At 63.5% G+C, this 18977-nt stretch carries 19 protein-coding genes; 2 read left to right on the plus strand and 17 right to left on the minus strand.

What is annotated here, in order from left to right; translation table 11 throughout:
• Nucleotides 1–247: 247 nt before the first annotated feature.
• Nucleotides 248–1597: a pilus assembly protein TadG-related protein gene (locus tag R3C13_RS11045; RefSeq protein WP_371310881.1), complete on the plus strand. Its 1350-nt coding sequence runs from the start codon at nucleotides 248–250 to the stop codon at nucleotides 1595–1597.
• A 57-nt stretch (nucleotides 1598–1654) separates the two neighbouring features.
• Nucleotides 1655–2563, plus strand: a complete 909-nt coding sequence (locus R3C13_RS11050) for a DMT family transporter (protein ID WP_371310882.1) — start codon at nucleotides 1655–1657, stop codon at nucleotides 2561–2563.
• Here R3C13_RS11050 and R3C13_RS11055 read toward each other — a convergent pair.
• From R3C13_RS11055 to R3C13_RS11135, 17 genes are all read right to left on the minus strand, one after another.
• The gene (locus tag R3C13_RS11055) at nucleotides 2560–3684 is read right to left on the minus strand and encodes a hypothetical protein (RefSeq protein WP_371310883.1); all 1125 of its coding nucleotides are present in this window, start codon (nucleotides 3682–3684) and stop codon (nucleotides 2560–2562) included. The two genes, R3C13_RS11050 and R3C13_RS11055, sit on opposite strands and share 4 nt — an antisense overlap.
• An 83-nt stretch (nucleotides 3685–3767) precedes the next feature.
• Nucleotides 3768–4184 (minus strand): DUF1489 family protein, encoded by a 417-nt coding sequence (locus tag R3C13_RS11060; protein WP_371310884.1) that lies wholly within the window; start codon nucleotides 4182–4184, stop codon nucleotides 3768–3770.
• A 42-nt stretch (nucleotides 4185–4226) separates the two neighbouring features.
• Nucleotides 4227–4931, minus strand: a complete 705-nt coding sequence (locus tag R3C13_RS11065) for a hypothetical protein (RefSeq protein ID WP_371310885.1) — start codon at nucleotides 4929–4931, stop codon at nucleotides 4227–4229.
• Nucleotides 4932–4974: 43 nt separating this feature from the next.
• On the minus strand, nucleotides 4975–5901 hold the full coding sequence (locus R3C13_RS11070; RefSeq protein WP_371310886.1) for a hypothetical protein: 927 nt from the start codon (nucleotides 5899–5901) through the stop codon (nucleotides 4975–4977).
• Between the two features lie 118 nt (nucleotides 5902–6019).
• Entirely contained in the window at nucleotides 6020–6436 is a 417-nt protein-coding gene (locus tag R3C13_RS11075) for a Fur family transcriptional regulator (protein WP_371310887.1), read from the minus strand.
• A 15-nt stretch (nucleotides 6437–6451) separates the two neighbouring features.
• Nucleotides 6452–7648: a winged helix-turn-helix domain-containing protein gene (locus R3C13_RS11080; protein ID WP_371310888.1), complete on the minus strand. Its 1197-nt coding sequence runs from the start codon at nucleotides 7646–7648 to the stop codon at nucleotides 6452–6454.
• Nucleotides 7645–8190 carry a methylated-DNA--[protein]-cysteine S-methyltransferase gene (locus R3C13_RS11085; protein ID WP_371310889.1) on the minus strand — a complete coding sequence of 182 codons (546 nt, stop codon included), beginning with the start codon at nucleotides 8188–8190 and terminating at the stop codon, nucleotides 7645–7647. Before R3C13_RS11085 ends, R3C13_RS11080 begins: the two co-directional genes overlap by 4 nt.
• 42 nt (nucleotides 8191–8232) lie before the next feature.
• Nucleotides 8233–9117 (minus strand): dienelactone hydrolase family protein, encoded by an 885-nt coding sequence (locus R3C13_RS11090; protein WP_371310890.1) that lies wholly within the window; start codon nucleotides 9115–9117, stop codon nucleotides 8233–8235.
• 111 nt (nucleotides 9118–9228) lie between these two features.
• Nucleotides 9229–9684 carry a ribosomal protein S18-alanine N-acetyltransferase gene (rimI, locus tag R3C13_RS11095; protein ID WP_371310891.1) on the minus strand — a complete coding sequence of 152 codons (456 nt, stop codon included), beginning with the start codon at nucleotides 9682–9684 and terminating at the stop codon, nucleotides 9229–9231.
• Complete coding sequence (gene tsaB / locus R3C13_RS11100) at nucleotides 9681–10325, minus strand: tRNA (adenosine(37)-N6)-threonylcarbamoyltransferase complex dimerization subunit type 1 TsaB (RefSeq protein ID WP_371310892.1); 645 nt, start codon at nucleotides 10323–10325, stop codon at nucleotides 9681–9683. Before tsaB ends, rimI begins: the two co-directional genes overlap by 4 nt.
• A gap of 9 nt (nucleotides 10326–10334) precedes the next feature.
• Nucleotides 10335–10934 (minus strand): malonic semialdehyde reductase, encoded by a 600-nt coding sequence (locus R3C13_RS11105; protein WP_371310893.1) that lies wholly within the window; start codon nucleotides 10932–10934, stop codon nucleotides 10335–10337.
• 40 nt (nucleotides 10935–10974) lie between these two features.
• Entirely contained in the window at nucleotides 10975–11547 is a 573-nt protein-coding gene (locus R3C13_RS11110; RefSeq protein WP_371310894.1) for a NifU family protein, read from the minus strand.
• A gap of 89 nt (nucleotides 11548–11636) precedes the next feature.
• Nucleotides 11637–12698 (minus strand): hypothetical protein, encoded by a 1062-nt coding sequence (locus R3C13_RS11115; RefSeq protein ID WP_371310895.1) that lies wholly within the window; start codon nucleotides 12696–12698, stop codon nucleotides 11637–11639.
• A 192-nt stretch (nucleotides 12699–12890) separates the two neighbouring features.
• Nucleotides 12891–13361, minus strand: a complete 471-nt coding sequence (locus R3C13_RS11120) for a copper chaperone PCu(A)C (protein WP_371310896.1) — start codon at nucleotides 13359–13361, stop codon at nucleotides 12891–12893.
• Between the two features lie 84 nt (nucleotides 13362–13445).
• Nucleotides 13446–14498, minus strand: a complete 1053-nt coding sequence (trpS, locus tag R3C13_RS11125; RefSeq protein WP_371310897.1) for a tryptophan--tRNA ligase — start codon at nucleotides 14496–14498, stop codon at nucleotides 13446–13448.
• 24 nt (nucleotides 14499–14522) lie between these two features.
• The gene (murJ, locus tag R3C13_RS11130) at nucleotides 14523–16079 is read right to left on the minus strand and encodes a murein biosynthesis integral membrane protein MurJ (RefSeq protein ID WP_371310898.1); all 1557 of its coding nucleotides are present in this window, start codon (nucleotides 16077–16079) and stop codon (nucleotides 14523–14525) included.
• A gap of 22 nt (nucleotides 16080–16101) precedes the next feature.
• Nucleotides 16102–18951 carry a [protein-PII] uridylyltransferase gene (locus R3C13_RS11135; protein WP_371310899.1) on the minus strand — a complete coding sequence of 950 codons (2850 nt, stop codon included), beginning with the start codon at nucleotides 18949–18951 and terminating at the stop codon, nucleotides 16102–16104.
• Nucleotides 18952–18977 lie beyond the last annotated feature (26 nt).

The raw sequence follows: 18977 nt of genomic DNA on the forward strand, positions 1-18977 counted from the left end.
CGCCGATTTCGCCGCGCAAGGGGCGCCATCCTCAACAATTTTACGCTTTCCGACCAATTTTTTTGCGCCGGGCCGACACGAAAACAGACCCCCAATGCACTGTAATTACTGTATTTTTTCTTCCTGGTTACCAGGATGTTGATCGGACCCTGCAATCTCCCCGCTGGAATTGGCAAATCGCCAAAGCTTTCAGGCCATTCTGCATTGTCGGGGAGAATAGCAGGACGCGCATAAAATGGTGTGGGACATGATGAAACGTTGGAAAGACAACAAGGACGGGAACATTTCCGTCATTTTTGCCGTGGCGATGGTGCCGATCCTTGCTCTTGTGGGCATGGCGATCGACCTTCAGAACACGAACACCAGCCGCAATTTCGTCCAATATGCGCTCGACAATGCTGTGATCGCTGGCTCACGCGAGATGCAGAAGGGCAAGTCCGGGGATGACATCAAGGCCTATGTGGCCGACTTCCTGAACGCCTCGATTGCCGCCAAGGGCCTCAGCATCTCCTGCAGCCAACCCAAAGTCGTGCTGACTGATGGCGCACAGGATATCGACATCAGTATTTCCTGCTCCCAGCCGACCACGCTGACCGCGCTCATCGGCTACAACAATCTCGATTTCTCCGTTTCCTCCGGTTCGACCTATGGCATTGGCAAAGTCGACGTTGCCTTTGTTTTCGACGTGTCAGGCTCCATGGGTTCGAACGGCAAGATGGATGCGCTGAAAGACGCGGCGCAGGATGCCGTTGACGTGCTGCTGCCGGAAGATCGCGACACAAGCCGTGATGGCGATGTGCGCCTCGCAATGGTGTCCTATTCATCCATGATGAATGCGGGCGAATACTTCGAGGATGTCACGAACTCAAATCCGACGCGGTCTCATGTCGGCAGCGGTGGCCAGTGGGTCAAAGTCTGCACCAGGACCAAGAGAAACGGCAAGTGCCGGAAGTATAGCTGGCAATGGCAGTCGGGCACATCGGTCAGAACGATCACCAATACCTGCATCAAGGAGCGCATCGGAACCAATGCGTTTACGGACGAAGACCCCGGCCCGTCGGCCTGGTTCGTGCCGGCGACGGTCTCTTACAACACCTCCAAGAACCAATGGGACGAAGAAACCTGTAACGATGCAACGCCGCTTCCGCTGACCTACAATCGCGCCGACCTCAGCGAGTATATTGAAAGCCTCGAGCCCGAGGGCGGCACCGCCGGACATATCGGCATCGCCTGGGGCTGGTACATGATTGCGCCGCCGTGGAGCACTGTCTGGCCGTCGGGTTCCGATCCGATGTCCTACACCGAACCGGATTCGGCAAAGGCAATCGTCCTGATGACCGACGGCGAGTTCAACACCTGGTATAATAATGGTCAGGGCAACTCCTTCGAGCAGGCGCAGAAATTCTGCGACAACATCAAGGACAAGCGCGTCAAGATCTATACGGTCGCCTTCAATGCACCGACGGCCGGCAAGGAGATCCTCGCCTACTGCGCCTCGTCACCGGAGTTCGCCTTCACGCCGGAAAACGCGTCGGACCTTCAGGACGCCTATACGCAGATCGCCCAGTCCATTTCGGACCTGCGCATCCGCTACTGATCCGGACAGACACATCCGCTTGACGGAAGCATCGGCCACCAGCAAACGCTGGTGGCCATGCGCCTTCCCCATCCCATCCTGATTGTCTGTGTCGCGGTCTTCTGCGGCTGCTCCGTCGATGCCCTGATGAAGGGAATCACGCTGGGCGGCACACCCGTCATCACGGCAACAGCCTGGCGCTACATTGCAGCCTCGGCCATCATGGTGGCGCTGTTCCTGCTCACGAAAAAGAAGATGCCCGGCTGGTCCGCCATCCGTTTCCACATCCTCCGTTCGGTCGCGCAGGTCTCGTCCGCCGTTACCTTTTTCTACGCGCTGACCCAGATCGCCCTCGCCGAAGCGGTTGTCCTCGGCTTCACAGCAGCGCTGATGATCGCGCCCATCGCGCGCATTGTCCTCGGCGAAAAAATGAGCCACATGACAATCGGCGCATCGCTGGTCGGTTTCTGTGGCGCGGCGCTTGCCGCATCGGGGCAAACCACCGGTGTCGCGCCGGACGGCAACCGCGTCCTCGGCATCGCGGCCATGCTGTTCTCAGCGGTAGGCTACGCCCTCAACATCGTCCTCCTGAGACTTCGCACACGTGACGAAGATAGCCTCACGCTCGTCACCTTCATGAATGTGCTGCCGGCTCTGTTCCTGCTGCCGTTCCTTCTCGCGACGGAGCCGCTGCCTCAGGCCAATGCCTGGCCGCTGATCGGGCTTGTCTCGATTGCGGCCATCGGCATCTGGTGGCTGATGACGCTGGCCTATGCCCGGGCACAGGCGCAGACGCTCGCCCCGTTTGACTATACCGGTCTCATCTGGGCATCGCTGTTCGGCTATGTCTTCTTTCACGAAGTGCCGAGCCTCCGCCTTTATGCCGGGGCCGCGATCATCATTGTCGCCTGCCTCGCCGTCGCCTTCGACACCCATTTCGCCGCGCGCCGCGAAGCGCGTGCTACGGCAGCGGAAATCACGCCCTAATTGCCGATCAGCAGCAGCGTGTTGCTGGTGCCGCGCGCGGCAAGGCCAGCCTGCAAGGCATAGAGGTGCCCGATCAGGTCGAGTGTCGACTTCGCATTCCGGCAGGTGTCGTCGACATGGAACCAGTAGCCGCGATAGGGCACGGCCACCGCCGCGCCTTTCGGCTTTTCCTTGCTCCAGCGCACGGCGAAATAGTCGTCCATCACTGTCGCCCACGGCGCAGCCGGGCTGCAGGTCGTGATCTGGCGCTGCGGGATGCCGCCGCTCGTATTGCCGACCAGCGCTGCATGTTCCGGCGGCACATCCACCGTCTGCGACAGCGCCGACAGCATGCCGAGAATGGAACGCCCCCGTGCCGGCGACGTGCCGACCGTCCGCCCGGTCGAACTGATGTCGGCAACATGGAATCCGTTATCAAGGCCGGGGCGCAGGCTGATATGATGCTGGCGCATCTGCGCGGCCAACGCTTCGCCCGCCGGCGTTCCGCCGTGCCAGCTGACCACCACACGCGGCTTGTCGCCTTCCGCATCGCCTTCCAGCACCTGCACCAGGAGGTCGCCAGAGATTTGCAGGTCACGCATCTGCGCCGCAAGGCGCCGGAAACTGGAATTGTCGGGCAGGACTGACGGCGTCGGCCCGGCAGCCGCCCGGGCATTGTCGAGATCGCCGATACGCGCGATGCAGCACAACATCAGCCGCTCGACGCTCCAGCCGGACTGGCTGAGCAGGAAGATCGATTCCGGCGCCACCGGTTGCAGCAGCTGCTCTGCATAGGCACCGCCGCGCAGGTTGCGATAAACGACCGTCGGCGTCGCAGAGCGTTCAACAGTCCCGGCCGGTGAGATGACATCCACCATGTCTCCGGGGCTGATGCCGACGACCCCGCCAATGCCGCCGGACACGGAACCGGAATCTTCCGTACTCAGCGTTTCAACTTCGACGAAAGACACCGGATCATTATAGCGCAACCGCACAATATTCAGCAGCAATTGCTCTTGCTGGGCGCGCGCAAGCTCGGTGGAATAGGTCATCGTATCGCGCGCGACCGGCGCCACCGTGCGCGGGCTGGCGCAGGCACCCAACATCAATGCCGCAACAATCGCGGCGGACAGGCCCTTCATGGCGTGTCTCCCCCCATCCGGATATGACCGGAAAGGCTAGGCATGCGCACATAAGGGTCAAACGGATTCGCCTGAGCGGCGCGTTACCAGACGCCGGCCTGCTTCAGCGCTGTATCGAGGTCCGGTGGTATATCCAGCGCCCGCTCGCCGGATTTGAGGTCGCGCGGTGCATCCTCGGGCTTCAGGTACCGCCAGCCCTGGAAGGGGCGCTTGCCTTGCGCATAGGTGCGCACCAGCTGTGGATCGAAGACGACGGCGCAAATTTCGCGCCCCTCTTCGTCCGGCTCCGGCCTGAGGTCGATAATGCGCTGGCGCACGCGGATTGCGCCCTTGATGACCCAGTAGATCGAGCCGCCGTCCAGCATTTCCTCCGCGCGCTTGGGGAACATGCGGGTGTGGTGCACCGGATGCTCCATCCGCTTCATCTGGCGCGCCTGCCAGTTGGCAAGGTCTTCGACATCTTCGGCGCCGACGCAGAGTTTCACCATGTGAATCGTCATGCTCGGCACTCTAGCGCATGTGCCGCGCCGATCCAGCCGCCCTTACTGCGACGCAAGCCGGACGGACTCGAATTCGTCCTGGGCTTCCTTGCTGGCGAAGAAGAATTCCGCCTTCACGATGTTCGCCGAGTAGCGCCGCTGGATCGTCCGGAACGCCGCGCGGGCTTCAAGGTCGATGGAGAAGCCTGAGACATAGCTCATCCCCCAGTGTGGCTCGGTTCGCAGGAAGTAAGACTGGTCGTAGCGTACCAGCGTGCCACCTTCAGGTCCGGGCACAGGCCTGGGCAGCGTATAATCGATGCGCAGAAACCGCTCACCCACCGGGTCCAGCCAAGCCGTCGCCGCCAGCCGCTGCGCGGCCCAGACATCGTACTCGCCATCATTGCTCGACGGATTGTGCCGGAACGCCAGCTTCCAGGCCCAGCCCTTGTCATCGACCGTTACCTGCTGGCCAAGGCTCGCGCGCAGGTCATCCGGAAACAGGCGCCCGTCCGGCGCGGCTTCATGCGCCCATTCAGCCGCGACAGCTTCCAGCTCGTCATCATCGCCCTTGTAGTCGATGACCTGCCAGCGCTTGTCGCCCTTCTCGCGCGGATCGAAATGGTAGACACGCGTCGCCGTGGAGGATTTCAGCTCGACCGTGAAGGCAGCGCGCAGCGTCTTGGGCGCCTCGGTCGCCGACAGCGCCGAATCCATTGGCCCCGACCCGGTCGCCAGGGCAAAAGTGAGCAACAGGTTGAGCAGCATGCCGATGTGTCCCGGACCATTGGTTACGGCCCGATTGCGGCATCTATGCGGCGGCGCGTTCCCGCAGCAGGTTCTCCGCATCCAGGTCGATTTCGAACGTCAGCGGAACTTGCTTCTCGAAAGCTTTACGGGAGTTGAACAGCTTGAGGCCCCGGGCCAGCGCGGCCTTGGCATATTTCGTCGCCACGCCGTCATTCTCGATCGACGGGTCGAGACCCCACCACCGGCGCATGGCACCATTCGCGTAGAGGGCATTGGCATGGACCAGCGCCTTGAAGGTCATGTATTCGCAGGAGAGCGAGACGTTCACGCAGTCGCCATTGTCGATCCGGTGCGGCGCCGTCTGCGGCCAGTTCGCCACCATGCCGGGCTTCAGCACGACCTGCTGGGCCCTCGCATCAAAGGCCGGATTGTAGTGGATATCTTCCTCGGTCTCGCGCAGCACGATCGCTTCCACCTGGGAATCTGCGGCAAAGGCCCGGCCGGTGGGATAGAGCCAGAAGGTCTTTTCGCCCTTGATCTGCCAGAGATTCACGATCGGGATATCGAGGTGATAGAACACCCGCGCCTTGGGGCTGGAAATCAGCACGCCGACATCGCGTTTCATCGTCTTGATACCGTTCAGCGCGTCGAATTCACCGAACATCTCGTCGCTGAGGTCGGCATAATCCTTCAGGTGATGGTTCGTTGCGCGCAGGTTCAGCCACAGGCGCCCGCGCTGCACGGCGTCAAGAATCTGCTCGCCGGTCAGATTGCCGGCGGTGCCACGCCGGAAGCTGCGCGTGTCACGGCGCTCATCGTCCATCGTGTAGACGTACAGGCGGTCACGCGGATAGGTGTCCAGCAGGCGCGCGAGACCTTCGTTCGAAAACATCGGCCGCTCGTGCAGATTGTGGTGGGCGACTATCAGCTCCTTGCCGAACTTTGCGGCCATGGAGGCGTCCCAGTCGGTGAGAATGCGTCCCGTCATGTCCCGAAATCCCCAAAAAAACCAATCTTATCGCGCCTGAAGCCCGAAGGAAATTACGGGAAAACCCTAACAGGTTCCAGTAAATGCCGGCTGAGCGGAAACGGGCAGATTTTACAGACTACTTGTCTTCTTCGCGGATCGGCACGCCGTAAAGCTCCAGCCGGTGGTCCACCAGCCTGAATCCGAGCCGTTTGGCGATTTCTTCCTGCAGCTTTTCGATCTCATCGGAATGGAATTCGACGACTTCGCCGGTTTTCACATTGATGAGGTGATCATGGTGCTCGTCCGGCACTTCCTCATACCGGGCCCGGCCATCGCGGAAATCGTGCGCCTGGATGATGCCCGCATCCTCGAACAATTTGACGGTGCGGTAGACAGTCGCAAGCGAAATCGAGGAATCCTGGGCATTGGCCCGCCGGTGCAGTTCTTCGGCATCGGGATGGTCGGACGCTTCCGACAGGATGCGGGCGATCACGCGCCGCGGCTCTGTCATCCGCAGTCCCTTCTCAACGCAGAGTTTTTCGAGTCGATCCATGACGGTTATCTGCCCTCAGCGCCGCTGGAAGTCCAGATTCAAACGGTCTTTCCTTATAACGGTTTTAACATTTGCCAGCCGCGCGAAGCGGGCAAGTTCGGCATCCAGCTTGTCCGCCCGGGCGCTTGTCCACTGCACGCCGGGCTCGACCCAGAGCTGGTCGACCGTCAACGTCCCGGCCGCGCGGTCGGCCTTGGCCTCGATCCGGCCGACCATCCGGTCGCCTTCCAGCAGCGGATACACATAATAGCCCCAGACCCGCTTGGCTGCCGGCACGAAGATCTCGATGCGATAGTCGAAGCCGAAGAGGCGCTGCAACCGGGCCCGGTCACGAATGACCGGGTCGAAAGGGCTCAATATCCGCAACCGGGATGTTGCTGCCGGGGCGGACATAAGGCGGACTTCCGTGTCTTCCGGTGCCAAAGCATTGACCCAATCGCCCGCTGCGGTCTCGATCCGCACCGGCACGAGGCGTTTCTGCCGCCCGGTCCAATCTTTCACCTCGGCAAGGTCCGCCGCCGCCCAGAAGCGCTGGATGTCTCCTTCCGACCCGAAGCCCAGCCGGTCCAGCGCCTCGCGGCACAGCCAGTCGACCTGGTCCTGTTCGGGCGGTTCGTCATCGCGGTGATGGGCCGGGATGACCCGCTCCGTCAGGTCGTAGAATTTGGTGAAATTCTCCCGGTGCGAGGTCGAGAGGTCGCCCGCATACCAGAGATAATCGAGGCTGAGCTTGTGCGGTGGGCGGCGCCACATTTCGCGCGGGCCTTTAATCTTCGTGTCGAAGGACTTGGTGCTGAGCGGGCCTTCCTTCCGGATCCGCTCGACGATGGCATTGCGGCCATTCGCGTCCAGCATGCCGCGATGCCACTCCCAGCCCCGCACCTTTTCTTCGAGGCGCCGGAACTGGCGGCGCCAATAGGGATAGAACTCCATCGGGATGACCGAGGCGTCGTGCGTGAAATGCTCGAACACGCCGCGGTCCTCGCGCATCAGTCGGTCCAGCATCGGCTCGCGGTAGTTCTGGTTGCGCGACCAGATGATGTGATCGTGCGCCCGCGAGACGACGCGGATCGAATCCAGCTGGACGAAGCCAAGACCCTGAATCAGCGCGGGCAGGTCGAGCGGCCCGGTCGGCGTTGCCGAAAGTCCCTGCGCATGCAGCCACAGCCGCCGCGCATCCCGGTTACGGATTTCCAGCGGCGCTTTCGTCATTCGAACAGGGCCATCTGACCGCCATCCGGAAAGACGCCTTCGCGTTCCAGCAGCGATTTCTTCGTCACCGTGCCGCCCGGTGCCGAAAATCCCCCCAGCCAGCCATTGGCGCCCAACACCCGGTGGCACGGCACGATGAGCGGCCAGGAATTCCGCCCCATCGCCATGCCGATGGCCTGTGCCCCGTTCGGCTTGCCAACGGTCGCGGCGAGGTCGCCATAGGTGACCGTCTTGCCCCAGGCCACTTTGCGCAGGGCCTCATAGGCCTCCTGCTCAAACGCCGAATGCCGATGCATGTCCAGTCGCACCTGATTGAACCCCGTCTCGTCGCCCGACAGGAACGCCCGCAGGGCAGCGATCACCCCGCCGATCTCCTCAGGCACCGACGCCGCGTCGACAGGCTGAGCGCCATGCCGCGTCAGGCGCGCGAGCGATTTTGCCACCGTCGCTTCCGGTAACTGCACTCCGGTCAGCCCGGCGTCCGACCAGGTCAGGCCACAGGCGCCGATCACCGTTTCGAAGAGACAGCTATTCTCGAACATACCGGGAACATTGAAGAGGATTCCGTCAGGAGTCCAGCCCGGTCAGGTGAGGTAGCGCTTGAAGAAATCCAGTGTCCGGCCCCAGGCGAGCGCGGCGGCCTCGGCATCGTAACGGGGCGTCGTGTCATTGTTGAAGCCGTGCTGCGTGCCCGGATAGGTATAGGCCTCGTAGGTCTTGCCCGCCGCATCCAGCGCCGCCTTGTAAGCGGGCCAGCCGGCATTCACCCAGCCATCCGTCTCGGCCATGTGTTCCATCAGCGGCACCTGAAGCGTCGCTGCTTCTTCCACGCTCGGCCAGCCGCCATAATAGGGCACCGCGCAACCGAGCCAGGGCTGTTTCACTGCCATCAGGTTGGTAATCGCCCCGCCAAAGCAGAAGCCGGTGCAACCGATCTTCCCGGTCGTCGCCTCATGGTTGCGCAGGAATTCGGCCGCCGCCATGAAATCGGCCAGCATGTCTTCCGAGGTCCGCTGCTTCTGCAGCTCGCGGCCTTCATCGTCCGTGCCGGGATAACCGCCCAGCGGATAAAGGGCATCCGGCGCAAAGGCGACATAACCAGCCAGCGCGACCCGCCGGGCCACATCCTTGATGTGCGGATTGAGGCCGCGATTCTCATGCACCACGACAACGCCGGGCAAAACATCCGATCCGGCGGGCCGCACGAAATAGCCGGCCATCTCGCCCGCCCCGCGCGGCGACTGGTAAAGCACCATGTCGGCGACAAGACCTTCCTCATCCTCGACCGTCTGCGCCTGCGAATAGTCCGGCATCATGCACGCTGCGAGCGACGACACGGTCAGTCCGCCCACGGCATATGTCTTCAGATTGGCGAAGAAGGCCCGGCGCGACATGCGGCCATGGCAATACGCGTCATACAGGTCGAATACGCCTTGCGGAATCTTCTTGGGGTCCATGCCATCTGCCATTGCGTCCTCCTGCTGTGCGGCGTGAGGGTAGCGCAATCGCAGGTTTTGGGTAGGCATTAGAGGTTCACTTTTTCGTGGCGCTCAGGATGAGTACGCGCTCCGGGCTGCCGCTCACACTCCCAATTTCCGCGACATCAGGATCGCATCGACCGGCACATCCCGGCCCGCCGTATAATAGCGGGGCCGGTGGCCATCCACCGTAAATCCTTCAGCCGCGTAAAGTGCCCGTGCCCCTGCATTGTCTTCAGCGACTTCCAGCGTAATGCGCGCGATACCGCGCTCGCCGAGGCGGCTGACCAGTGCCCGGATCAGCGACGCGGCGAGCCCCTTGCGCCGGTGTTCCGGCGCGGTGGCGACGGTGAGAATGTCCGCTTCGCCCGCCACGGTCTGCGCCGTCACAAAGCCCGCAAGCTCGCCGTCGATTTCGATGCCGAGCGACAGGATGGTCGTGTCGAGCAACATCCCGCGAAACGCCACAGCACTCCAGGGATCGTCGAAACTGCGCATGTGGAGCCGGCTCATGCGGGCGGCATCGTCGGCCCGCAGCACGAGCAGCGGCCAGGTCATTGTCTCGGTTCCGGAAGGGTCGCGTCCGGCTCCCGCGCATAGACCGGGGACGGAGGATGTGCGGCCGGGTCGAACACGCCCCCCTTCAGCGCCGCCGTGATGGCGGACGGAAGCAGGGGCCTGAGGTCCAGCTTCGCCTTCGCCTCGCCCAGCGCATCGGCATTGTCCATGAAGACGGGCGCGTGGAAACCTTCCAGCATGGGCGCCAGCTGGTCCAGCGTGACTTCGACGACCGGCGCAATGCCCTTGCCGCCGCTGATTCCCTGAACCCACCAGGTCTGGTCCGGCGGGCGTTTCTGCCCGGCAAGGCAGGCCATGACCGTCGCTTCCATGCCGGCCGGGATCGCGGCCTCAAGGCTGGTCACACCGACGCACTCCGCACCTGTCACCAATGCGAGGCCGCGCGCATAGGCCACGCCGATGCGGATGCCGGTGAAGCTGCCCGGCCCGGTGACGACGGCAATCCGGTCAAGGTCTTCGAAGGTGACGCCTTCTGTGTCGAGAAGGCGCTGGACAAGGGCCGGCAAATGCTTGTCCTGCCCGCGCGCCATGACTTCGCGCGCATCGGCGACAATCTCGCCGCCGCGCACGAGCGCGGCCTCCATGGCCGTGAACGCGGTATTGAGCCCCAGGACCAGCATATCGTCTGCCTACAGAATCCGGCAGGCTTCCTCGAAATCGAGGCGCGGCGAGCGATCAAAGATCGTCGTGCGGTCGCCATGGCCGATATTGCAGATGAAATTGGACTTCCAGTTCGCCATCTCGCCGCCCTGGCTCTGGAAGAATTCCTTGTCGACGGCTTCATTGTCAAAGCCCGACATCGGGCCGCAGTCGAGGCCAAGCGCCCGGGCGGCCAGCATCAGGTAAGCCCCCTGCAGCGTCCCGTTCCGGAAGGCCGTCGGCTCCTTGATATGGTGGAACCAGCCCTTGGCGCCCGGATTGTGCGGAAAGAGTTTCGGGATCTTCTCGTGAAACTCCATGTCATGGGCGATGATGACCGTCCACGGAGCGTTCAGGGTCTTCTCCCGGTTACCTTCCATCATCAGCGGCAGGAGGCGCTCTTTCGCCTCTTTCGTGCGCAGGAACAGGAAACGGGCCGGCGAGTTGTTGGCGCTGGTCGGGCCCAGCTTGGCAAGGTCGTAGACCGCCCGCATCAGCACTTCCGGCACGTCCTCGTCGCGCCAGCCATTATAGCTGCGCGCATCGCGGAAAATAACGTCCAGCGCGTGATCGTTCACGGGGTGGGCCATGGGCGAATCCTTCTTGCGTTTCTGATTGGGGGGGGACGGCTTACATCACCGCTTCGACGGCGGTGACTTCCGGCACATAGGCCTTCAGCATGTTCTCGATGCCGGCCTTCAGCGTCATGGTGGAAGACGGGCAGCCGGCGCAGGCGCCGCGCATCTCAAGGTGCACAATACCGGTTTCGACTTCAAACTTGTGGAAGGTGATGTCGCCGCCATCCTGTGCCACGGCCGGGCGCACGCGCGTGTCGATCAGCTCACGGATTTCCGCGACGATCTCTGCGGTCGCCTCGTCATAGTCGATGTCCGCTTCGCCGGGATGTCCGGCGCCTTCTTCCACGACCGGCAGGCCGGCCATGAAATGATCCATGATCGCCGCCATCACGATCGGCTTCACATGGCGCCAGTCTTTCGCGGCGGCCTTGCTGATCGAGACGAAGTCGCTGCCGAGGAACACCCGCTCCACGCCGTCCACCTGGAACAGGGCACGGGCGAGCAGGCTCTTGCGCGCACTTTCTGCATCGGGAAAGTCGAACGGCCCCAGCGCGCCGGCCACGTCCTGCCCCGGCAGGAACTTGATCGTATCGGGATTGGGGGTCGGTTCTGTCTGGATGAACATGGGAAGTCGCCGCCTGCCTCTTGAAATCAAAGCTGTCTCAGGCACCAGACATGGCGCCGACCGGCTTCAGGTTCAAGGAAAAAGGGCGGCTACTGGACCGCGCCGGTGCCCGGCTCCAGCTGGGCAACGTCTTCCGTTGCGGGGGCCGCAGGGGCCTCGAGCAGGTCGGCCAGTTCAAGCGACGCCGTCTGCGCATCGCGCAGGAAGAAGCCGAGTGCTGCCAGATGGTTCGACATCAGGGCACCATCGCCCTTCTGGTTCGAGACGACCAGCGGACGGATGCGCGCCGCACGCGACCAGGCCGCTTCGGCCTTGTCCATCGCCGCGCGCAGGCTAGGATCCTGAGCCATGGCCGGGTCCGCCGCGCGGGCCGCCAACAGCATCTGCAGCGCAATATGGGAGCGCGCCTTGGCAGCGTAGAAAACGCGGATGTCCTGCTTGCTGGCGGGCCATCCGGTCGGCTCCTGGTTGATCTGGGTAGACAAATCGTCCTGGTCGGCTTCGGACCAGCCAGCGAACATGCGCAGTTCCTGGGTCAGCGTTTCACGCGCATCGGGCAGGTTCACAAGATCCCGGCGGACGCGATTGTCGAACCGGTTAAGGGCTTCGGCCGCGGCAGTCAGGCGCGGGCGCATGTCTTCCCCCGGCAGGCCGTTCAGCAGGCGGGAGGCCGCTTCGAGGTCATCATCCGGCTGGCCGTCGATGCCGTTGCGGGCAGCAATCATGCGGGTGAATTCGGCAAGGCCGTCTGCCGTGGCCTCCTGCCAGGCCGGCATCGCGGTCAGGCGCGCCTGCGGGTGCCAGTTCGGCTTGTCGGCCGCCCAGCCCTTGCCTTCCAGCTCGCGGGCAATCTTGGTGATCGCCACACCGGCGGCCGGATAGGACCAGTTCTGACCGTCACTGAGCGTGATGTCGGAATCATCGATCCGGTTCGACAGGACCACCGAGACCGGATAGGCACCGACCAGGGCGAGAAAAATCGACAGTTTGAAGAGAAACATGATCCGGCGCCCGAGGCGCTGGAAGAACAACATGATCGGGCTGGGTTCTGCGCCGTCGAAATCGAGCGCTTCGAGTTCGGCGGCCGTGACTTCGCCCGCCTCAGGCCCTTCTTCAAGGTAGGCTGAGTGAATGCGGCTATCAAATGCCATACTCTACGAATCCCTGATGCCGGTGCCGACACTGTTGCGACGAGAACACTATGCGGGGAAATGTGGCCTTTTAACAGCTCATTAACTGTTAAAAGACCGCAACCCACGCACCCGACACGCAAGCGGCGCGCCAGATGCCTGTTTTCATTGCATGAGGATCCTGAAACCCGTCCGGGGACGGACCGGAAAATGTCAGTCGCCTAGCCCTTTGACTTCTGCCGAGGTCACAACGGTCTGGGAATCACCGTCGGCATCGCGGAATTCGAGGGCGATATCGACCGTGTCTCCGGCCGCCAGGCTGGGGTCCAAACCGAACAGCATGAGATGGTTTCCGCCACGCTGAAGCACGATGGGGGCGTCCTCGCTGGCGGTGAAGCTCTCGACCTGGCGCATCTGCATGACGCCTTCATCCATCGTCATCGTGTGCAGCTCCACCCGGTCGGCGGCGTCGGTCGTCGCCCCGATAAGGTCCACAGGCGCGCCCTGCACGGTCACTTTGAGGCCGCCGCCCGTCACGTCACGGCCTTCGAGCGGCATCATGACATAGGCATCGGTGACTTCGATTACGGTGCCTGCTTCAGGCGCCGCCGGTTCAATGGCTGGCGGGGAGCAGGCCGCCAGCGCCAGCGCAGCAGCGGCAGGAACGAGAAGGCGGGTCAGCATGGTTCATTTCCTCTTGGAATTGTGTCTGGCGGAAAGGGAGCACGCCCCTCCGGCGTCTTCAATGTGCCGGATTGGCACGGGGCCTCAGGCGCCCCAGAAACCGACGGTGCGGCGCACCTCATCCATGATCGGCGCCGCGATCGCCCTTGCCCGGTCGGCGCCGTCCCGCAGGACGCGGTCCACCTCAGCCGGATCGTCCATGATCTCGCGATAGCGCGCCGTGATCGGAGCAAGGTGGGCGACCATGACTTCGGCCAGCGCCGGCTTGAACACGCCGAAGCCCTGCCCGGCATACTTTGCCACGACCGCCTCCACGCTCTCGCCGCTGACCGCGCTGTAAATCCCGACAAGGTTCTCGACTTCGGGGCGGCCTTCGAGGCCCTTCACGTCTTCCGGCATCGGGCCAAGCGGATCCGTGGTCGCCTTCTTGATCTTCTTCGCAATCGTGTCGCTGTCATCGACCAGATTGATGCGCGAGAGATCCGACGGATCGGATTTCGACATCTTCTTGGTCCCATCCTTCAGCGACATGATCCGCGCGCCGGGGCCCTTGATCAGCGGTTCCGGGACCGGGAAGAAGTCCGGCACGTTGAAATCGCGATTGAAGCGTTCGGCAATGTCGCGGCTGAGTTCGAGGTGCTGCTTCTGGTCGTCGCCCACGGGAACATGGGTCGCCTTGTAGAGCAGAATATCGGCCGCCATCAGGACGGGGTAAGTGAACAGGCCCACCGAGGCCCGCTCGGCATCCTTGCCGGCCTTGTCCTTGAACTGGGTCATCCGTTCGACCCAGCCCATGCGGGCAACGCAGTTGAACACCCAGGCCAGTTCCGTGTGCTCGCGCACGGCAGACTGGGCGAAAATGATCGAGCGCTTCGGGTCGATACCGGCGGCGAGATAGGCGGCCGCGATCTGGCGCGTATACGAAGCCAGCAGCTCCGGCCCGCCCCAGACATCCGGCGCCTGGGTGATCGCATGCTGGTCAACCACGCAATAGATGGTTTCCCATTCCGTCGCCTGGAGGTCGACGAACTTCTTGAGCGCGCCGAGATAGTTGCCGAGATGCAGGTTCCCCGTCGGCTGGATGCCGGAGAAGATGCGCTTGGGGCCGGAATAGGCAGGGGCGGTCGTATCGGTCATGGGCAGGGCGTGTAGCGGATTTGCTTAGCGGCGCAAGGCCTGCCTGATGTCGCGGATGCGGATTGCGCCGGTGGTGAGGGCCGCCACGGCATAGGCGAAGCCCCCGGCCAGGATGATGATGGCGGCCGCCAGCGCCTTGGAATCCACAATATTTGCGCGGATCCACTCGAAGTTCGCCAGCATGAACCAGACCGCCGCGCTCATGATCCCGCTGGCGAGAATTGACCGCACAACGCGGGACACGAGCACCGGCCCTGGCCGGTACCAGCCCCGCGAATACAGCGCAAAGCCGAGCAGCAGCGCGTTCACCCAGGCCGCAATCGAGGTCGCGATCGCGAGGCCGACAAAGCCGGCCGTGCCCCGCTGGTTCAGCCAGAAGAACAACCCCGCCCCCAGGACCGTGTTGATCGCCACGGACACCAGCGCATAGCGCATCGGCGTCTTCGTATCCTCGCGGGCGAAGAAGGCGGGCGCCAGAACCTTGATCAGCACGAAAGCCGGAACGCCCCATGCGAAATGGAACAGTGCCGCACCCGATTGCGCCGCATCGCTGGCAAGGAAGGCGCCCCGCACGAAAAAGGCGGCGATCAGGAAGACCGGCGCGATCATCAGCGCCGCCGCCGCCGGCAGGGTCAGCGCCATGGCAAGGCCGATACCCTCGTCCATGGTCGACTGGCTGGTGTGGTGATCATCGTTGCGCGCCGCCCGCGAGAGGCGCGGCAGGATCGCGACGCCGACCGCGACGCCCACAAGGCCCAGCGGCAGCTGGTAGAGGCGGTCGGCTGCATACAGCCACGACTTCGCGCCCACTTCAAAACTCGCCAGCGACTGGCTGACGATAATGTTGATCTGTGTGCCGCTCGCCGCGATCGTGCCCGGAATGGCGAGCCGCATCACCCGTCGCACGGCCGGCGTCATCCGCGGCCAGCCGATCAGACTGAGGTTCACTTTCTGACGCTTCACGCCCCACCAGAGCAGACCCGCCTGCAGCACGCCCGCGATGAAATACGCGACCGCCGCCGCCTTGGCCGTCGCCACCGGCTCGACGCTGACAAAGGCCGCCGGAATCAGGCAGAGGTTCAAGAGGGTCGGCGCGCCTGCCGACAGGATGAAGCGCTCAGCCGAATTCAGCACGCCCGACAGCAGCGCCGCCATCGCCATGAAGGTCAGGTACGGCATGGTGATCCGCGTCAGCAGCACCGCCAGCGCATAGGCCTTGTGATTGTCGGCCTGCCCGCCATGGATGACCAGCAGCACCCAGGGCATGAAGATCTGCGCGAGGATCGTCAGCGCCGCCGTCGCCGCGAAGAGCACGCGCAGCGCTTCCTCCGCCACGGCTGCGGCCGCCTCCGGCCCCTCGGCCTCCAGCGTCCGCGCATAAGTCGGCACGAAGGCGGAGGCGAAGGCCCCTTCCGCGAAGATGCGGCGAAACAGGTTCGGGAATTGCTGTGCCGTTGCCCAGGCGTCGCCGATGGGGCCTGCGCCAATGCGCGCCACCAGCAGGATGTCCCGCACCATGCCCAGGATGCGGCTGCCCAGCGTCAGCGATGATTGCACCAGGGTGTTTCGGGCAATGCTCATGTCTTTGTTCGTGCAGGGGTTCTCAGAAACTGTCTACGGCGCGCGACCGCTTCAATTTCCGGGCCGGGGTTTGCGGGGCATCGGGTTCTTCGCGCGCAAGCACGTCGAGAAGGTGGTCACGCAGCGACTCTTTCAGGGCCTTTTCGCGCAGCTTTTCGCCCGCTCGCGTCTGCACATAGAAGGCATCGAACACGCGCTCGCCATAGGAGCCGACATGTGCCGAATGGATCGAGACGCCCGTATCGGCAAGGCACCGCGCCACATCGTAGAGCAGCCCCGGCCGATCCCGCCCGGCAATGTCGATGACCGTGCAGTCGACGGAAATGTCGTCGCGTATCTGCACGGACGGCTGCACCAGGAAGGCCGCCTCGCGCCGCCCCGTGCGGCCTTTCACCACGACCTGCATCGGCGTACCGCCGAGAATACCCATGAGCGCCGCCTCGAGCCGCTGAAGGCGCGGCCCGTCATCCGTGCCAAACGGCTTGCCCTGGATGTCCTGCAGCATGAACACGTCGACGATGCGCGCCGACCGGCTGGTAAAGACCTGAGCGGCGACAATGTTTGCGCCATGATGCGCCAGCGCACCGGCGAGGTCAGCGAAGAGGCCCGGCCGGTCGGCGCCCGAGACGATCAGCACAAGTGCGCCGCCTTCTGCTGCCACACGATGCCGGACAATATCCCCGCCGCCGCCGAGCGCGCCTGCGTGCCAGACGAGGTCGTCGACATCGAAGCCGGTCCAGTAGGCCGATTCCATATCCAGCATGATGGCCGGCACGACACCGATACGATCGGTAACCTCTTCACGGCGGCGCTCGGCCCGCGCTTCCAGTTCGGCCTGCACGCCGGCCTCGTCCGTGCGTCCGCCGCGCAGCGCCGCTGCCGTATTGTGATAGAGGTCAGTCAGCAGCTGGCCCTTCCAGGCATTCCACACGCCGGGGCCGACCGCCATGATGTCGGCGATCGTCAGGATAAAGAGCAGCCGCAACCGCTCCAGCGACCCGACCATGCCGGCGAATTTTGCGACAGTCCGCGGATCTGAAATGTCGCGCTTCTGCGCCGTCTCGCTCATTTCAAGGTGATGCCCGACCAGCCAGGCGACCAGTTCCGTCTCGTCCTCCTGCAGGCCGAGACGATGGCAGGCGCGTGTCGCGGTCTTCGTGCCTTCGACCTGCTGGTCGCCTTTGCCCTTGCCGGTGTCGTGCAACAGCATGGCGAGATAAAGCGCGCGCCGGTTCTCGATCAGGCCGAACAGTTCAAACACCTGCGGCACGGGCTCGATGCGCCGGTGCTCCATCGCGGCGATCGCCTCGACCGCGCGAATCGTATGTTCATCCACCGTGTAGTGATGATACATGTTGAACTGGGTCTGTGCGACGATGCCGCCGAATTCCGGAATGGCGCGGCCCAGCACGCCCGCCTCATTCATCCGCCTCAGGACAAGGCCGGGATCGTCGCCGCCAAGGATCGTGTCGAGGATCAGCTTCCGCCCGTCCGGGCTCGTCCGCGCCGACTCGTTGAGCTTGCGGATGTTCCGTGTCAGCAGGCTCAGCGCGTAAGGATGGATGTCCTTGCCCTCCTGCCGCGCGACGATGAACAGGCGCAGCATGTTGAGCGGATCGCCCCGCATCACCTGGTCGGATTCGACATTGATGCGGCCATTGTCGAGCAGAAAGCCCTTCTGCTTCAGCGGCTGCGGCGTCCGCACAGGCAGGAAGCGGCGCAGCCCCTCGGGCTTTTTCTTGTTGTCCGCTTCCAGTTTCGCCGCGAGGATTCGCGTCAGTCCGCCGACATCCTTGGTGACGAGGAAATAGCGCTTCATGAAGCGTTCGACGCCCTGCTGGCCTTCCCGGTCGCGATAGCCCATACGCGCCGCAATTTCCGGCTGCAGGTCGAAGCTGAGACGCTCTTCCGCCCGCCCTGTCACGAAGTGAAGATGGCACCGCACCGTCCAAAGGAATCGCGCCGCCCGGATGAAGACCGCATATTCATGGTCCGTGAACGGTCCATTCTGCATCACGTCTTCCAGCGTCTTGCCGCCATACATGTGCTTGACGATCCAGTAGAGCGTCTGCAGGTCGCGCAGGCCGCCCTTGCCCTCTTTCAGGTTCGGCTCCACCACATAGCGCGCATCCCCCTGGCGCGTGTGGCGATTGTCACGCTCGGCCAGCTTGTCGGCGATGAACTGGGCGTCATGGCCCTTCACCGCCTGGTCCTGGAATGCAGTCAGCATGTCGTTCGCCAGCGCTTCGTCACCGCAGATGAAGCGCGCGTCCAGCAGGCTCGTCTTGATCGTCACGTCTTCCAGCGCCAGCTTCACGCAGTCGCCCGGCGTGCGGAACGCATTGCCCACTTTCAGCCCCATGTCCCACAGGGCATAGAGCATGTACTCCACCACGCTCTCCGTATGCGGACTGGCCTTGTAGGCGCGCAGGAACAACAGGTCGGTATCCGAAGACGGCGCCATCACGCCGCGGCCGAAACCGCCCGTCGCCATGATCGCCATACGCTCGGCCTCGGTCGGGTTGCGGGCCCGGTGCACGTGCGTGGTGGTGAAATCATAGAGCGCGGCGATGACTTCGTCCTGCACTGCCGAAAGCAGCCGCGCCGTGTCGAGGCCATCGGCGCCCTGTTGCAGGCGCTCCTGCGCAATCATGCGGCCGCGGAACATGGCCCCGTGCAACAGGTCCAGCGCGCGCTTGCGTGCCGCCTGCGGGTTGCCCAGATTGTCCAGTGCCGCCGCGGTCAGCTTCACCCTCAGGGCGCGCCCGTCGATGATGTTCGAGATGCGCCATTTGCCCGGCCGGCGAAACAGCGGACTGCGGGTTTCGAGCAGCGTGGGAGCGCGAATCGGGGCCTTGGGCGGTAGGGTCATGGCGGCATCTATAGCAGGTTCACCCG

The sequence above is a fragment of the Hyphomonas sp. genome (assembly GCF_041398385.1).
In the GTDB taxonomy this organism is placed as follows: domain Bacteria; phylum Pseudomonadota; class Alphaproteobacteria; order Caulobacterales; family Hyphomonadaceae; genus Hyphomonas.

What these genes read in the sequence shown, in the direction of transcription:
- R3C13_RS11045 (WP_371310881.1), top strand. Translation starts at nt 248, where the DNA reads ATGATGAAACGTTGGAAAGACAACAAGGACGGGAACATTTCCGTCATT.
- R3C13_RS11055 (WP_371310883.1), bottom strand. Translation starts at nt 3,684, where the DNA reads ATGAAGGGCCTGTCCGCCGCGATTGTTGCGGCATTGATGTTGGGTGCC.
- R3C13_RS11075 (WP_371310887.1), bottom strand. Translation starts at nt 6,436, where the DNA reads ATGGATCGACTCGAAAAACTCTGCGTTGAGAAGGGACTGCGGATGACA.
- R3C13_RS11090 (WP_371310890.1), bottom strand. Translation starts at nt 9,117, where the DNA reads ATGGCAGATGGCATGGACCCCAAGAAGATTCCGCAAGGCGTATTCGAC.
- R3C13_RS11105 (WP_371310893.1), bottom strand. Translation starts at nt 10,934, where the DNA reads ATGGCCCACCCCGTGAACGATCACGCGCTGGACGTTATTTTCCGCGAT.
- R3C13_RS11080 (WP_371310888.1), bottom strand. Translation starts at nt 7,648, where the DNA reads ATGACGAAAGCGCCGCTGGAAATCCGTAACCGGGATGCGCGGCGGCTG.
- rimI (WP_371310891.1), bottom strand. Translation starts at nt 9,684, where the DNA reads ATGACCTGGCCGCTGCTCGTGCTGCGGGCCGACGATGCCGCCCGCATG.
- R3C13_RS11110 (WP_371310894.1), bottom strand. Translation starts at nt 11,547, where the DNA reads ATGTTCATCCAGACAGAACCGACCCCCAATCCCGATACGATCAAGTTC.
- R3C13_RS11085 (WP_371310889.1), bottom strand. Translation starts at nt 8,190, where the DNA reads ATGTTCGAGAATAGCTGTCTCTTCGAAACGGTGATCGGCGCCTGTGGC.
- R3C13_RS11115 (WP_371310895.1), bottom strand. Translation starts at nt 12,698, where the DNA reads ATGGCATTTGATAGCCGCATTCACTCAGCCTACCTTGAAGAAGGGCCT.
- trpS (WP_371310897.1), bottom strand. Translation starts at nt 14,498, where the DNA reads ATGACCGATACGACCGCCCCTGCCTATTCCGGCCCCAAGCGCATCTTC.
- R3C13_RS11050 (WP_371310882.1), top strand. Translation starts at nt 1,655, where the DNA reads ATGCGCCTTCCCCATCCCATCCTGATTGTCTGTGTCGCGGTCTTCTGC.
- R3C13_RS11060 (WP_371310884.1), bottom strand. Translation starts at nt 4,184, where the DNA reads ATGACGATTCACATGGTGAAACTCTGCGTCGGCGCCGAAGATGTCGAA.
- tsaB (WP_371310892.1), bottom strand. Translation starts at nt 10,325, where the DNA reads ATGCTGGTCCTGGGGCTCAATACCGCGTTCACGGCCATGGAGGCCGCG.
- R3C13_RS11070 (WP_371310886.1), bottom strand. Translation starts at nt 5,901, where the DNA reads ATGACGGGACGCATTCTCACCGACTGGGACGCCTCCATGGCCGCAAAG.
- murJ (WP_371310898.1), bottom strand. Translation starts at nt 16,079, where the DNA reads ATGAGCATTGCCCGAAACACCCTGGTGCAATCATCGCTGACGCTGGGC.
- R3C13_RS11065 (WP_371310885.1), bottom strand. Translation starts at nt 4,931, where the DNA reads ATGCTGCTCAACCTGTTGCTCACTTTTGCCCTGGCGACCGGGTCGGGG.
- R3C13_RS11135 (WP_371310899.1), bottom strand. Translation starts at nt 18,951, where the DNA reads ATGACCCTACCGCCCAAGGCCCCGATTCGCGCTCCCACGCTGCTCGAA.
- R3C13_RS11120 (WP_371310896.1), bottom strand. Translation starts at nt 13,361, where the DNA reads ATGCTGACCCGCCTTCTCGTTCCTGCCGCTGCTGCGCTGGCGCTGGCG.